The sequence below is a fragment of the Paenibacillus puerhi genome (genome assembly GCF_009846885.1).
In the GTDB taxonomy this organism is placed as follows: Bacteria; Bacillota; Bacilli; order Paenibacillales; family NBRC-103111; genus Paenibacillus_G; species Paenibacillus_G puerhi.
The window spans coordinates 50,030-64,096 of the sequence record NZ_WUWM01000009.1 but is presented as its reverse complement, the minus strand read 5'-3'; the positions used below and the strand labels follow the sequence as shown (position 1 = coordinate 64,096).

The 14,067-nt window shown below is 53.2% G+C and carries 13 protein-coding genes; 2 read left to right on the top strand and 11 right to left on the bottom strand.

What is annotated here, in order from left to right; all coding sequences use genetic code 11:
• Positions 1-130 precede the first annotated feature (130 nt).
• Positions 131-3,565, bottom strand: a complete 3,435-nt coding sequence (gene metH / locus GSF01_RS09985) for a methionine synthase (RefSeq protein ID WP_159883447.1) — start codon at positions 3,563-3,565, stop codon at positions 131-133.
• A 281-nt stretch (positions 3,566-3,846) separates the two neighbouring features.
• Here metH and GSF01_RS09980 point away from each other — a divergent pair, with 281 nt between their 5' ends.
• The gene (locus tag GSF01_RS09980) at positions 3,847-4,389 is read left to right on the top strand and encodes a 1,2-dihydroxy-3-keto-5-methylthiopentene dioxygenase (RefSeq protein WP_159883445.1); all 543 of its coding nucleotides are present in this window, start codon (positions 3,847-3,849) and stop codon (positions 4,387-4,389) included.
• Between the two features lie 167 nt (positions 4,390-4,556).
• Here GSF01_RS09980 and GSF01_RS09975 read toward each other — a convergent pair whose 3' ends face one another.
• From GSF01_RS09975 to GSF01_RS29610, 5 genes are all read right to left on the bottom strand, one after another.
• Entirely contained in the window at positions 4,557-5,348 is a 792-nt protein-coding gene (locus GSF01_RS09975; RefSeq protein ID WP_159883443.1) for an HAD family hydrolase, read from the bottom strand.
• A 45-nt stretch (positions 5,349-5,393) separates the two neighbouring features.
• Positions 5,394-5,906 (bottom strand): hypothetical protein, encoded by a 513-nt coding sequence (locus tag GSF01_RS09970; RefSeq protein WP_159883441.1) that lies wholly within the window; start codon positions 5,904-5,906, stop codon positions 5,394-5,396.
• A 23-nt stretch (positions 5,907-5,929) separates the two neighbouring features.
• Complete coding sequence (locus GSF01_RS09965; RefSeq protein ID WP_159883439.1) at positions 5,930-6,919, bottom strand: aldo/keto reductase; 990 nt, start codon at positions 6,917-6,919, stop codon at positions 5,930-5,932.
• A 2-nt stretch (positions 6,920-6,921) separates the two neighbouring features.
• Entirely contained in the window at positions 6,922-7,125 is a 204-nt protein-coding gene (locus GSF01_RS09960; protein ID WP_159883437.1) for a DUF896 domain-containing protein, read from the bottom strand.
• A 96-nt stretch (positions 7,126-7,221) separates the two neighbouring features.
• Positions 7,222-7,578: a LysM peptidoglycan-binding domain-containing protein gene (locus GSF01_RS29610; RefSeq protein ID WP_235941386.1), complete on the bottom strand. Its 357-nt coding sequence runs from the start codon at positions 7,576-7,578 to the stop codon at positions 7,222-7,224.
• A gap of 149 nt (positions 7,579-7,727) precedes the next feature.
• On the opposite strand from GSF01_RS29610, the gene lexA reads away from it, so the two are divergent.
• On the top strand, positions 7,728-8,348 hold the full coding sequence (lexA, locus tag GSF01_RS09950; RefSeq protein ID WP_159883436.1) for a transcriptional repressor LexA: 621 nt from the start codon (positions 7,728-7,730) through the stop codon (positions 8,346-8,348).
• 202 nt (positions 8,349-8,550) lie between these two features.
• Here the strand turns inward: lexA and glnA are convergent, their stop codons facing one another.
• From glnA to GSF01_RS09925, 5 genes are all read right to left on the bottom strand, one after another.
• Complete coding sequence (gene glnA, locus GSF01_RS09945; protein WP_159883435.1) at positions 8,551-9,888, bottom strand: type I glutamate--ammonia ligase; 1,338 nt, start codon at positions 9,886-9,888, stop codon at positions 8,551-8,553.
• A 90-nt stretch (positions 9,889-9,978) separates the two neighbouring features.
• Positions 9,979-10,392, bottom strand: a complete 414-nt coding sequence (locus GSF01_RS09940; protein WP_159883434.1) for a MerR family transcriptional regulator — start codon at positions 10,390-10,392, stop codon at positions 9,979-9,981.
• A 98-nt stretch (positions 10,393-10,490) separates the two neighbouring features.
• Positions 10,491-11,738 carry a methionine gamma-lyase family protein gene (locus tag GSF01_RS09935; RefSeq protein WP_159883433.1) on the bottom strand — a complete coding sequence of 416 codons (1,248 nt, stop codon included), beginning with the start codon at positions 11,736-11,738 and terminating at the stop codon, positions 10,491-10,493.
• Entirely contained in the window at positions 11,731-13,065 is a 1,335-nt protein-coding gene (gene hflX / locus GSF01_RS09930; protein WP_159883432.1) for a GTPase HflX, read from the bottom strand. The genes GSF01_RS09935 and hflX overlap by 8 nt, the downstream gene beginning before the upstream one ends.
• A complete protein-coding gene (locus GSF01_RS09925) occupies positions 13,062-14,057 on the bottom strand; it encodes an AAA family ATPase (protein WP_159883431.1) in 996 nt (331 codons plus the stop codon). Before GSF01_RS09925 ends, hflX begins: the two co-directional genes overlap by 4 nt.
• Positions 14,058-14,067: the final 10 nt, after the last annotated feature.

Below are 14,067 nucleotides of genomic sequence, written 5' to 3'. Positions count from 1 at the left end.
CTTGCAGCACACAGCCGCCCCCGGGATGTCCGGTGAATCCTATCCGATACGATCGTTCATGTACCGAACCCATGGGATAACGAAAGAGTGGGGCACCCGGCCCCACTCTCCCTAGTATAACCCGAATTTCCTATACGTTAAAATACCTGGCTTGCGGGTGAGCGAAGACAATCGCCGAAACGGACGCCTCGGGCTCCATCATGCAGCCCTCTGTCAACTCTACGCCGATATCCGCCGGATTCAACAAAGCGAACAGCTGCTGCTGATCTTCCAGATTCGGACAAGCCGGATAACCGAACGAGAACCGCTGCCCCCGGTACTTGGCTCCGAACCGTTCCTGCATCGTCATCTCCGCCGGATCGGGGAATCCCCACTTGTCCCGCATTAATTGGTGTACGCGTTCGGCCAGTCCTTCCGCAAGCTCGAGTGCCGAGGCCTGCATGGCGTGGGAACGAAGGTAATCTCCCTTATCCCTCCATTCAGCGGCCAGATCGCTTACGCCGTGACCTGCGGTGACGACCAGGAAGCCTACATAGTCCATCTCTCCGCTGTCCACCGACTTCAAATAATCGGCCAAGCAGAGGTATGGCTCTTTCTCCTGGCGCGGGAAAGTGAACTTCTGCAGCACCCGGGTCTGGTCCTTCGGATCGTATACCAGCACATCATTGCCGTCGGATTGTGCAGGGAAAAACTGGTACATGCCATGAGCCTTAATAATGCCCTGCGATTGAGCCTCAGCCAGGATGCCGTCGACGGTATCCTTCAACTGCATCGCCTTAGGATCTTTCTCGGCGAGGAGCTGATTGATCTTGCCCTTGAGACCAAGGTGATGTCCGAGAAGCATCTGCATGTTGACGTAGGGAATGAGATGGCTGATCGGGAAATCACGCAGTACCACGCGCTCCAGATCGGGCGGCACCTGTACCGGAAGCGTTCTGTCGACGTTGGAATTCCGAACGCGAGTCAAGACCGGCATCGATTCTTCCTTACGCCCAGCTTCCTTCACATCGGACTCCATGCTCTCGCGAAGCTCACGGATAAGCTGCTGGCGATGCTCCGGATCACTCAGCTTATTGGCGATATCCAGGCCGTCCATCGCATCCTTCGCATAGAGCACAACGCCGTCGTATTCAGGAGCGATCCGGGTCTTGGTGAACTTACGCGTCAAGGCGGCGCCACCGACCATAATCGGTACGTCGATGCCTGCCGACTTCAGGTCCTGTGCTGTGATGACCATCTGCTGCGCAGATTTGACCAGCAAGCCCGACAAGCCGATAGCATCCGGCTTCTCCTTGCGGTAGGCCTCGATCAGCTGCTCAGGCGGCACCTTGATCCCCAGATTGATAATCTTGTAGCCGTTGTTGGACAGTATAATTTCGACCAGGTTTTTCCCGATATCATGGACGTCGCCTTTGACGGTTGCCAGGATAATTTTCCCTTTAACCGCACTCTCCGACTTCTCCATGAACTGCTCCAGATACGCTACCGAAGCTTTCATGACCTCGGCGCTTTGGAGAACCTCGGCGACGATCAGTTCATTGTTGTTGAACAGCCGTCCGACTTCCTCCATCCCCTTCATCAAAGGCCCGTTGATAACAGCCAGCGGCGCGTAGGTCTTCAGCGCTTCCTCGAGATCGGGGAGCAGCCCGTCCTTCGTACCCTCGACGACATAAGACGCCAGACGTTCCTCCAGAGACAGGTTGGATATTTTCTCTTTTTTCTCGACTTTTTTCGTTCGGAAGTGCGCGACGAAGTCGGCCAGCGTCTGATCATTCGTGTTGTAGATCAGATCTTCCGCCAGTCTCCGCTCTTCTTCCGGAATGGAAGCATAACGCTCGAGCTTCTCGGTGTTCACGATCGCATAGTCAAGCCCCGCCTTGGTGCAATGATACAGGTAGACAGCGTTCAGAACCTCGCGGCCCGCATCAGGCAGACCGAAGGAAATATTGCTGAGGCCTAGTATCGTCTTGCACTCCGGGTACTTTTCCTTGATCAGCTTGATCCCTTCGATCGTCTCGACGGCGGAACCGATATACTGCGGGTCCCCCGAGCCTACCGGGAACATGTTCGGATCGAATATGATATCATGCGGCTTAAGCCCGTATTTATTCGTAAGCAAATCGAAAGCGCGATCCGCCACTTCAAGCTTGGCTTGGCGCGTAACCGCTTGTCCGCGCTCGTCGATCAGGATCATAACAACGGCTGCGCCGTATTTATGAATAAGCGGAACAATGCCCTCGAACTTGGTCTCCCCGTCCTCCAGGTTGATCGAGTTGATAATGGCTTTCCCCTGGGAGAATTTCAATCCAAGCTCAATAATATGGTCATAGGTAGAGTCGATCATGAGGGGCGCCTTGACCTTTTTGGAAACAAAGCTCAGAAAGTTTTCCATCGCATAGGCTTCATCAATATCCGTATCCTGCAGGTTGATATCGATGACCTGTGCGCCGTTTTTCACCTGCGCTCTTGCGATTTCGGAGCCTTCCTCGAATTTCCCTTCCTTGATCAGCCTCTTGAACTTTCGGGATCCCGAAATATTCGTCCGCTCCCCGACCATGATCGGCCGGTTGGAATCCTCCAGATACACGGTCTCGATTCCGGATACAGCTGCCGGATGCGTGCCTTTCTGCTCCCGCGGCTTATAGGCCTTCAGAACCTCGGCCAGCTCGCGAATATGAGCCGGCGTCGTGCCGCAGCATCCGCCGGCGATATTCAACCAGCCTTGCTCGGCAAACCCGGCAATTTTCTTCGCGAGAGATTCCGGCGATTCATGATATTGACCGTTCTCATCCGGCAAGCCGGCGTTCGGATAACAGCTGACCGCAGTACCTGCGATCTCGGACAAAGTACGGATATGGTCGCGCATGAATTCCGGACCTGTCGCACAGTTCAGACCGATGGAGATCGGCTCCAAATGCTCCAGGGAGATGAAGAATGACTCGATATTTTGTCCGGCCAGAGTTGTCCCCATAGGCTCGATCGTACCTGAAATCATCAGCGGCAGCTTCTGTCCGCTCTCTTCATAAGCCTTCTTAATCCCGATACTCCCAGCTTTGACGTTCAACGTATCCTGGGACGTTTCGAGCAGTAGGGCATCTACGCCCGCTTCAATCAACGCTAACGCCTGCTCATAATAGCTGTCGATAAGCTCTTCGAAGGTCACGCCGCCCGTTACGGAAAGCGTCTTGGTCGTAGGACCCATTGCCCCTATAACGTAGCGAGGCCATTCGGGCGTACTGTATTTTTCAGCCGCAGCGATAGCCAGTTTGGCCGCTACCAGGTTAATTTCTCTAGCTTTATCCTGAATATCGTACTCGGCTAATACAACGCTGGTAGCTCCGAAGGTGTTCGTTTCCACCATATCGGCGCCAGCCTCGAAATATTGCTCATGGATACGTTGTATAACATCGGGCCGGGTAAGCACCAGCATCTCATTACAGCCGTCCAGCTCTTCGCCGCCGAAATCGTCCTCCGTAAGATCCTCTTGCTGAATCATCGTGCCCATGGCGCCGTCCAAAATCATAATTTTACGTTTAAGCTGCTCTTCAAGGCTCAATTTTACCATTATTCCAGCCTGCCCCTTTCTCCCCTGCCGCTTCGTCGGTAACCCTTTATATGTCTCCCCGGCGAAGTCGTTCTCTCCACAAGAGGGAACGAACCCTATGCGTGCTTCTATGTTAACCTTTAGTGTAGCAGAAACATGACATGAAGAAAAGAAGGTTCGACCTAAACCATAGATTTTTTATGAATCCTATCGGATTTGTCTGCATTCAACATCGACAGATGAGCCAGCTTTTACTATAATACGTTATAGGAGTAATCACACATGAGAAAGAGGGATGACCCATGGCAGAAATCCGCATTCGCAACACAAATGAACGCATCCAGGGCGAAGAAAACGTCCGCGCCTTCCTAGACAAGCAAGAAGTGCTTTACGAGCATTGGAATCCAAGCAAGCTGGCACCTGAGCTTCAAGAAAAATTCGTCCTGAACGATGAGGAAAAAGCCCAAATCCTTTCCACCTTCGATGCGGAAATCCGCGATCTGGCCGCTCGCCGCGGATACCAGACATGGGATTTGATCGCCCTGTCCGATGCCACTCCGAACCTCGATGAACTGCTTAAAAAATTCGAGCAGGTCCATACTCATACCGAAGACGAGGTCCGCGCTATTACGGCTGGCCGCGGTATTTTTATCATTAAGGGAACAGATGATGTCGGTTATTTCGACGTTGAGCTTGAAGCCGGCGATGTCATCTCCGTACCGGAACATAAGCCTCACTTCTTCACTCTGATGGACAATCGTCAAATCGTAGCAGTACGGTTGTTTATTGAAACGGAAGGCTGGATTGCCCACCCGTTCGAGGATGCAACCTTTCAGAAAGCCTAGACATAAAACCCGTACGAGCCGAGAGCCTGCAGCTTCATACCAGGCTCTTTTTGATGTGTTTGTGTGAAAGCTTACTTGCTGTAGGAAGGTACATAGCGAGCAGCCCCAATCAAGCCGCTCACAGAAAAGCGACACCCTCCTGGGAAGGGTGTCGCGATGATGAGTTCTTACAGTGCAGCAAGAATCGGCTCGATGTCGCGGAGCGAACGGATCTCGTGGACCGGAAGGTTATCGCCGGTCAACTCAAGCTCATGGCGGTTAATCCACATGTTGCGCATGCCAACCGTATTCGAACCCATAATATCCGTGGTCAGCTTGTCCCCAATCATGACGCCCTCTTCGGGCTTGATTTGGAGCAGCTCCATCGCGTGATGGAAGATGGACGCAGCAGGCTTTCCTTCGCCGAATTCACCCGATATGATGATATGGTCGAAATAGGGAGCAAGCTGAGCGACACCGGCGAGCTTTTCCTTCTGCAAGTCCGGCGAGCCGTTAGTCAGCAACAGCAGCTTGTACTTTTCTTTAAGCTGGTCTAGCACCTCGAACGTTTCTTCATAAACAATCGGACGCTTTCTGCGCTCGGCAGGAAATAGCTCAGCCAGCTTGGCGCCCAGCTCTACATCGTCGATACCGAGAGCCTTCAGCCCGCGAGTCCATGATTCCTTCCGATAGCCAGGTGCGAGAGCCTGCAGCTTGCGGAATTCTTCCTGATGCCCCTGAGTAAAATTAGCCCACAGACCTTCAAACGGGTTGATCCCTATCATCTTGGTAAACGGAAACGTATCAAACGTCTCGTACAAAGCTCTCGCTTCTCGGCGTACTTCTTCTTCCAGACGTGCCGGATCGATATTATAATGCCGGGAAGCTTCTGCACAAGTCGCCTCGAAAGCTTCCTTTACGCTGCGGTCGTCCCACAGTAGTGTATCATCCAAATCAAATAAAACCGCCTTGATCGTCATCGTCCAATCCTCTTTCTCCCGTAATTTCTTTCTAGGCTTCAGCCTTTATAAGCTATGCTTGAGCTGAACGTTGTTTTTGGCTGCAAACTCGGTAAGCTTCTCTGACATCGCCTCGATAGGCATCCGATGGAATGTTTTGGAGTAGGCCCAGCGGTTCCCCTTTGGCTTCAGCGTAATGATAATCGTATCCTTGGTTACCGCGATCTCCTGGACATTCGAAGCTTCCATGACCCGGTCACCGCCAAATCTTCGGGAAGTCAGCGAAGTTTTTCCCACTTTAAGCAGCGGCCTTCTTGCCCAGTACATCAACAAGGCAAGCACGATATAGCTTGAACCCGTCACCCAATACATGGATTCCTGACCCGGCATCTGACTAAACACGACAAAGCAAAATATGCCGATCATGATCAATAATAGCGGAAACAGCCAGCTTCTCCCTTTGAAGGTAACCGAACCGTCAGAGGATTTCACTGCCGTGCTCGTACTTCCGCTCTTATTGCGACGTGCAGCATCTTTGGAATTTTTGCGTACCATGCGTTCCCACTTGCGAGATGACATATCCCAATCCCCTTATGCGTGTCTTATAATTCACGACGGAATTTCTCAATAAAACGATACGGATATTCGGAAGGCAGGGCGCTTACCTGATCCAGACGCTCCCATTGGGATTCCGAAAGCTTCCAGCCAGCAGCCCCTATGTTGTCCTCATATTGGGCAAGAGTGGATGCGCCGAAGATAGGCGCCGTAATTCCCGGCTTGTGAATAAGCCAATTCAGGGCAACTTGAGCCGGCGTCTTGTCCGCTTCCTTGGCTATATCCTTCACGGCATCCAGAATGGCGAAATTCTTCTCCGTGCTTCGAAGCTCCCACCGGCTTTCCCCCGCCTTGGCCGTCAGCCGGCCTTCGCTAGGCTCGACGCCCCGTTCGTAGCGTCCTGTCAAGAACCCGCCGCCCAGAGGCGCCCAAGGGATCACACCGACATTCTCTTCCAGACAGAGCGGCAATACTTCACGATCCATCTCGCGGCTTACAAGACTGTACTGCGGTTGAACAGAAATAAACCGCACATAGCGGTTATGATCACTGATGCCGAGCGACTTCATGATCTGATAGGCCAGAAAATTCGAACATCCGATGTAGCGCACCTTGCCGCTGGCAACTAAATCATCCAGTGTTCTCAGCGTCTCTTCAATCGGCGTGAGATGGTCCACTACATGCACTTGGTATAAATCGATATAATCGGTTTGAAGACGCTTTAAGCTTTCTTCAACGCCGTCCATAATATGCTTGCGCGATAACCCCCGCTGATTGACTCCGGATCCGGTAGCCATCCTGACCTTCGTGGCAAGCACGACGTCGGAGCGGCGGTTGCGTATGGCTTTACCGACAATCTCTTCCGACTTGCCCGAAACGTACACGTTCGCGGTATCGATAAAATTACCGCCCCGTTCCAGGAAACGGTCTATCATTTCTATGGAGTCGCTCTCACTGGTTGCACCGCCGAAAGTCATAGTACCGAGGCACAGCTCGGACACAACCAAACCGCTTTTCCCCAAAACGCGATAATTCATCCCTATCCCTGCCCCTTCTCCTCGTCTTCATCAACGAATTTAATGTTGTCGAGTTGAGTCCGCAGGGAAGCCTTGAATGATTGAATATACTTGGTACGAAGCTTGTTCCGCTCTTCCATCTCCGCTTCCGACAATCCCTCGGTTTTCGCCTTGCGGGCCAGCTCGTTAATTCGCCTAACCGTTTCCTCGTGTTCTGATTCCTTCATGCCGGGCCTCCCTGTCAAGTATTCATCCTATATACTTTGACATTCCGGGCATCCATTGTCAAGAGAAGCGGCTTAACAACCGGCATATCTGCAGGATTAAGGCAAGAGCAGCTTTTGGCCCGAACGAAGCGACGAATCTTTCAGTCCGTTTAACTTCTTGATCTCATAAATATATTCTCTAATGCTCGCATTGGACGATTTATATTCGGATGCGATGCCCCATAAGGTATCGCCGCTATTGACTACAATAGAAACATGGCTGGAAGGCTGGGATTCGGCTGCATAGGCATCAGCATCTCCTCCGAACAGCATCATGACGCCGCTGACCAGAAGAAGAGCAAGAAGAGCGGCCACTAGCATGGCAAGTCGACTTGGTCTCGCCATCGACGATCGTAATGTGCGAGTGTGTGCAGCAGCGTGATTAGCCGTATTAAATGGAATCGATTGAATCATGTCCAGTCCCCCAAACGTTTGTTCTGTTCTTGTTCTTAAATTAACACGAACAAACGTTTGTGTCAACGGTTTTTCGAACTTATGTTTGTACGAACGGCCATTCTATGTTATACTTCGTCATAATGATTACCTTTAATTGGAGTGATAACATGAGCAAGATTTCCTCCCGCCAGCAGGCGATTCTTAATTTTATTAAAACGGAAGTTAAGGATAAGGGATACCCGCCCTCTGTACGCGAGATCGGCGAAGCCGTTGGACTGGCTTCCAGCTCAACGGTCCACGGACATCTGGAAAGGCTGGAGAAGAAAGGCTTGATCAGACGCGATCCGACCAAGCCCCGCGCTATCGAGATTCTGGACGGAACGTCTGGCGACGGCGCATTCGCCGTATCCGTGTCCCGCGTCCCTCTGATCGGCCGGGTAACCGCAGGCGTACCGATCACCGCAACAGAGAACATCGAAGACTATTTTCCTCTTCCAAGCCATTACGTAGGCGAACACAACGTGTTCATGCTCAGCGTTATCGGCGAGAGTATGATCGAAGCCGGCATCCACAATGGCGATTACGTCATCGTGCGCCAGCAGCAAACCGCTAACAACGGCGAGATTGTCGTTGCCATGACCGAGGACGATGAAGCTACCGTCAAAACCTTCTATAAAGAAAGAGATCACATTCGCCTGCAGCCGGAGAACCCGACTATGGAGCCTCTGCGCTTGAAGAATGTATCCATTCTCGGCAAAGTCATCGGCGTATTCCGGAATATCCATTAGATCAATGTCATCCCCAATAAACCTTCGGCTCCTCTACCGGAACGTCTCCGGCTATGAACCCAAGGTTTTTTTGTTGACCGGCCTCTCCATATGGGTGAATCGCCCGTTGCGGCCCAAGCACCTTCACTTCTGTAGAAGGAAGAGGCTCAGCACAAAAAAAAGCAGGCACCCGATCATCCCGGATACCTGCTTCATTTCCATTTTAATACAAGGTCAAATACTGATCGCGCTCCCAGGCATGGACCTGAGTACGATAAATATCCCACTCGATTTCTTTCAGCTCGACGAAGTGCGCAAGCGCATGCTCGCCCAGTGCATCGCACATCACATCATCGCGCAGGAGCTCCTCGATGGCACGCTTCAAGCTCTCAGGCAAGCTAGGGATGCCCTGCTCTTCGCGCTCCTCCTCCGACATCACATAAATGTTACGGTCCGTTGGAGGCGGTAGCTGCATGTTCTTCTTGATGCCGTCAAGACCAGCCCTCAGCATGACAGCCAAGGCCAGATAAGGATTTGCAGCCGGATCCGGGTTACGCACTTCTACCCGGGTGCTGAGCCCGCGGGAAGCCGGGATGCGGATCATCGGGCTGCGATTGCTGGCCGACCACGCGACATAGCAAGGCGCTTCGTAGCCCGGAACGAGCCGTTTATACGAATTTACCGTAGGATTGGTGATCGCTGTGAACGCACGTGCGTGACGCAGAATACCTGCCATGTATTGACGGGCCACTTTACTCAGACCCAGCTTGTCGCTTTCATCATAGAAGGCATTCTCGCTGCCGCGGAACAGAGATTGATGAGCATGCATACCCGAGCCATTGACGCCGAACAGCGGCTTTGGCATGAAGGTCGCATGAAGCCCATGCTGGCGGGCAACGGTCTTGACCACGAGCTTGAACGTCTGGATCTGATCGGCAGCTTTGATAGCATCCGCGTATTTGAAATCGATCTCGTGCTGGCCCGGAGCTACCTCATGGTGAGAAGCTTCGATTTCAAAGCCCATTTCTTCAAGCGTCAGTACGATCTCGCGCCGGCAGTTCTCCCCCAAATCCATCGGTGCCAGGTCAAAGTACCCGCCTTGGTCGTTCAGCTCCATCGTAGGGTTACCCTTGTCGTCGGTTTTGAACAAGAAAAACTCCGGCTCCGGACCGACATTCATCGCGGTAAAGCCCATGTCCTCCGCTTCTTTAAGCGCAGCCTTAAGAATGCCGCGCGGATCACCCGGGAACGGGCGGCCGTCAGGCAAGTAAATGTCGCAGATCAGTCGGGCGACTCGATCTTCCGTCACCCATGGAAAAATAACCCAAGTATTTAAGTCGGGATATAAGTACATATCGGATTCTTCGATCCGGACATAGCCTTCAATAGACGAGCCATCGAACATCATTTTATTGTCCAGCGCTTTTTCCAGCTGACTTAACGGAATTTCCACATTTTTAATCGTCCCGAGAAGATCGGTAAATTGCAGGCGGATAAAACGTACGTTCTGCTCTTTGGCGTTGCGCAAGATGTCTTCTTTGGTGTAGCTTTTGTCAGTCACTGTGATTTCTCCTCCTTAGCATACATGCATGAGTGCGACGCAGCTCCGGTGCCGCCTGTCAAGACGGCGCCAGCGCCGCTCGAGGCCGGTCTACTTCCTGAAGAACCGCGAAAGCTCGCCTTGAATCAAGGAAACATGATTCGGACGCTTCCCCCCGACCATCAACTGCTGCTTGAGCATCTTGTGAAGCTGGGAATCGGTAAGCTCGCGCCTCTTCACTTCGGATTGTTCGCTCACGACGGTAGCGTCCTCCGAATCCTTATCGACCGGCAGAAGCACCTGCTTGATACCGGCGATATTAACGCCTTTCTCGATCAGATCCTTAATTTCAAGCAGCCGTTCTACATCGTTGAACGAATACAGTCGCTGGTTGCCGCCTGTTCTCGCCGGTATGACCAGCTCGTGCTGCTCGTAGTACCGGATTTGTCTGGCCGTCAAGTCAGTCAGCTTCATCACGATACCGATCGGAAAAAGGGCCATATTTCTGCGGATATCATCACCCATGACTATCACCCCTAACACAAGAAAACCTTACTTCCATTGTATCCATGATAACAATACGTGTCAAGAAATGTTAGGTTCGTGAAATATGTAAGCTATGATTACAAAAGCTTGCGATCTTTCATGTTCTGAAGCGCCGTCAATACCCCTAATTTGCAGTGGGAATAGGTTAATCCTCCTTGCATATAGGCGATGTAAGGTTCCCGGATGGGAGCATCGGCCGAAAGCTCCAGGCTGCCCCCTTGGATAAAGGTACCAGCCGCCATAATGACCGGATGCTCATATCCAGGCATATCCCAAGGCTCGGGAACCACATATGCATCGACTGGGGCCGCTTGCTGAATTCCCTGCACGAACGCGATCAGATGCTCAGGCCCGGTGAACCGGATCGCCTGGATCAGATCCGTTCTCGGATCATTCCACTTGGGATGCGTGACAAAGCCCAGCTCCTCGAATACGGCCGAAGCGAACACAGAGCCCTTCACAGCTTGTCCGACCAGATGCGGGGCCAGAAACAGCCCTTGAAACATCGCTCGCAGCGTCCCGAGCATGGCTCCCACCTCGCCCCCTATGCCAGGGGCCGTAAGACGGTAGGAGGCCAGCTCGACGAGCTCGCGTCTTCCGGCGATATAACCGCCGGTGGAAGCAAGCCCCCCGCCCGGATTTTTGATCAGCGAGCCTGCTATCAGGTCTGCGCCTGCTTCCGTCGGCTCGGTCAGTTCTGTAAATTCTCCATAGCAGTTGTCCACGAAGACGATGAGATCGGGCTTGATTTCTTTCACGAAACGTACCATTTCCCCGATCTGCTCGACCGTAAAAGAAGCCCGCCACGAATAGCCGCGCGAGCGCTGAATCCCGATGACCTTGGTTTTCGGTGTTATTCGCCTAGCGATGTTGTCCCAATCCAGCGAGCCATCCTCGCATAGATCCACTTCCTCATAACGAATGCCCCAGTCCTGAAGCGAGCCTTGCCCGTCCCCCGGCTTACCGATGACCTTATGCAGCGTGTCATAAGGCCGCCCCGTGATCATGAGCAGCTCATCTCCCGGACGAAGTACACCGAACAAGGCCGTGCCTATCGTGTGCGTACCGGACACGAAGTGCGGGCGGACGAGCGCCGCCTCCGCACCAAAAACATCCGCGTACACGAGATCCAGCACCTCGCGTCCGCGGTCATTATACCCATAACCGGTAGAACCGGCAAAATGATAATCGCTTACCTTGTGCTCTTGAAAAGCCCGAATCACTTTCCATTGGTTCAGGTCGACCGTCCGGTCGATCTCCTTCAGTCTTCCCTCGATAACCTGCTCGGCCCGTTCCATCCAGGCGAGCACCTGCTCATTAAACATACTCCGACGACTCTCCCTCGTTCTCTCCATGTGCCTGCTGTATAGAATCATACGCCGCAAGCAAGTAGCCCAGTTTTTCGTACTCCTTGTTGTTGACTCTAACCTTGAATAACAGATCCTCGCCGTCGACTTCGTTCTCCAGCACCTCGCCAACCCGGTACACCAGCGAGATGACATCCCCCTTGTCTGCCGGTATGCGGAAGAAGCGGCTATCGCCCATCAGCTTCTTTTCCAGCGCGTCCAGTACGCGTCCGAGATCCTCTTCCTGATACGCCGAGATGCGCAAGAATTCCCCTTCGGTCGTCAGCATTTCCCGCTGCTCGGCCGTGCTGATATCGATCTTGTTGAATAAAGTAATTCGATCCTTGCCGTGCGCGCCGAGCTCCTCCAGCACCTCATCCACGACCTTCATCTGAACCGCCATCATGTCCGTCGAGCTGTCCACCACATGCAGGATCAAGTCGGCTTCATTGGCTTCCTCCAGCGTAGCGCGAAAGGCGGCAACCAGATCATGCGGAAGGTTCTGGATAAAACCGACCGTATCGGTCAGCACAATCTCCATGCCGCCAGGCAGCCTGAGAGCGCGGGAAGTGGGGTCCAGGGTCGCAAACAGCTGGTTTTCTACATACACGTCCGCTTGCGTAAGCTGGCGGAGCAGCGTGGACTTGCCTGCATTCGTATATCCGACCAGCGCCACCTGAAATACTCCTGTTTTCCGGCGGCGTTCCCGGTGCAGCACCCGATGGCGGACGACTTCCGCGAGCTGGCGCTTCAGCTCGCTGATCCGGTCGCGGATATGTCTGCGATCGGTCTCGAGCTTCGTCTCCCCCGGCCCCCGGGTACCGATACCGCCTCCGAGCCGCGATAAATTTTTGCCTTGACCGGACAAGCGCGGTAGCAAGTAGCTGAGCTGGGCCAGCTCTACCTGAATAATACCTTCCCGCGTCTTCGCGCGGCCGGCGAAGATATCGAGTATGAGCTGGGTGCGGTCGATAATCTTAACATCGAGCAGCTGCTCAAGATTCCGAACCTGTGCCCCGGACAGCTCTTGGTCGAATATCGCGGCGTTCGCTCCCGTCTCCTCCAGAACCTGCTTCAGCTCCAGCGCCTTGCCCTTCCCGATAAACCACTTGGAATCGGCATATTCCTTATTTTGCGAGATGGTTCCCAGAACCTCTACCCCTGCCGTCTCGGCGAGACGGATCAGCTCAGCCAGGGAATACTCGGGGTCATAGTATTCTTCGCGCTTGAGAGATTGGGTTACCAGACTGACGAGGACAGCGCGTGCCTGTTGGTCCGGCGTCACTTCATGAACGGTAGGTTTCATATAAACTTATGGGTCTCCTTTGCCGATTTGCGGTCAAGCTTTACATCCTCCGGACGGATCATCATCAGATCCTGTTTGGAAGGCTGTATGCCCGGCATGCTTAACAGCCGGACCGCATGGTTGCGCATCGCCTTCTCCAGCAGATTGCGTACGAACCGCGCGTTGCTGAACGCGATCTCCAGTTGATTTTTTTCATTCATGATTTGCTGGCGTACCTTCAGCTCCGTGGAAGGATTCAACGTATACTCCCGCTCCTTGACCATCAGCTCGGCGATCTGCATCAGCTGATCGACCGTATAGTCCGGAAAGTCAAGCTGAATCGGGAATCGCGACGGCAGCCCGGGGTTCGTCTGCAGAAACTGATCCATCTCGTCGGAATACCCGGCCAGGATCAAAATAAATTGATTTTTATGATCCTCCATGGCCTTGACAAGCGTATCGATCGCTTCCTTACCGAAATCTTTTTCCCCGCCGCGGGCCAGACTATACGCCTCATCGATAAACAGAATGCCGCCGATCGCCTTCTTCACAAGCTCGCGGGTTTTAAGCGCGGTGTGGCCGATATATTCTCCGACCAGATCCGCACGCTCCACCTCGATCAGATGTCCCTTGGCCAGCACGCCCATCATCTGGAACAGCTTGGCGACTATTCGGGCCACCGAGGTTTTACCGGTACCCGGGTTGCCCTTGAATATCATGTGGTACACTTGATGTCCGGCCGTCAGGCCGACCTCGGCTCGAAGACCCGCGATGCGCAGAAGCGCATAGATTTCAAAGACGAGCTCCTTGACATGATCAAGACCGACCATGCGGTCCAGTTCCTTCATGATCTCGCCGAACTGCCCCTGCTGGGAAAGAGGCTTGCCATGAAACAGAACCTCCGGGTCGGGAGCCAAGGCCGCCGCCGGTTCAGGACTGCGCAGCACGACGTTGATCTGCCGGGAATTCTTCGTGATCTGAATATGATCCGATGGCTGTACACGACCACTCATGCGTCACATC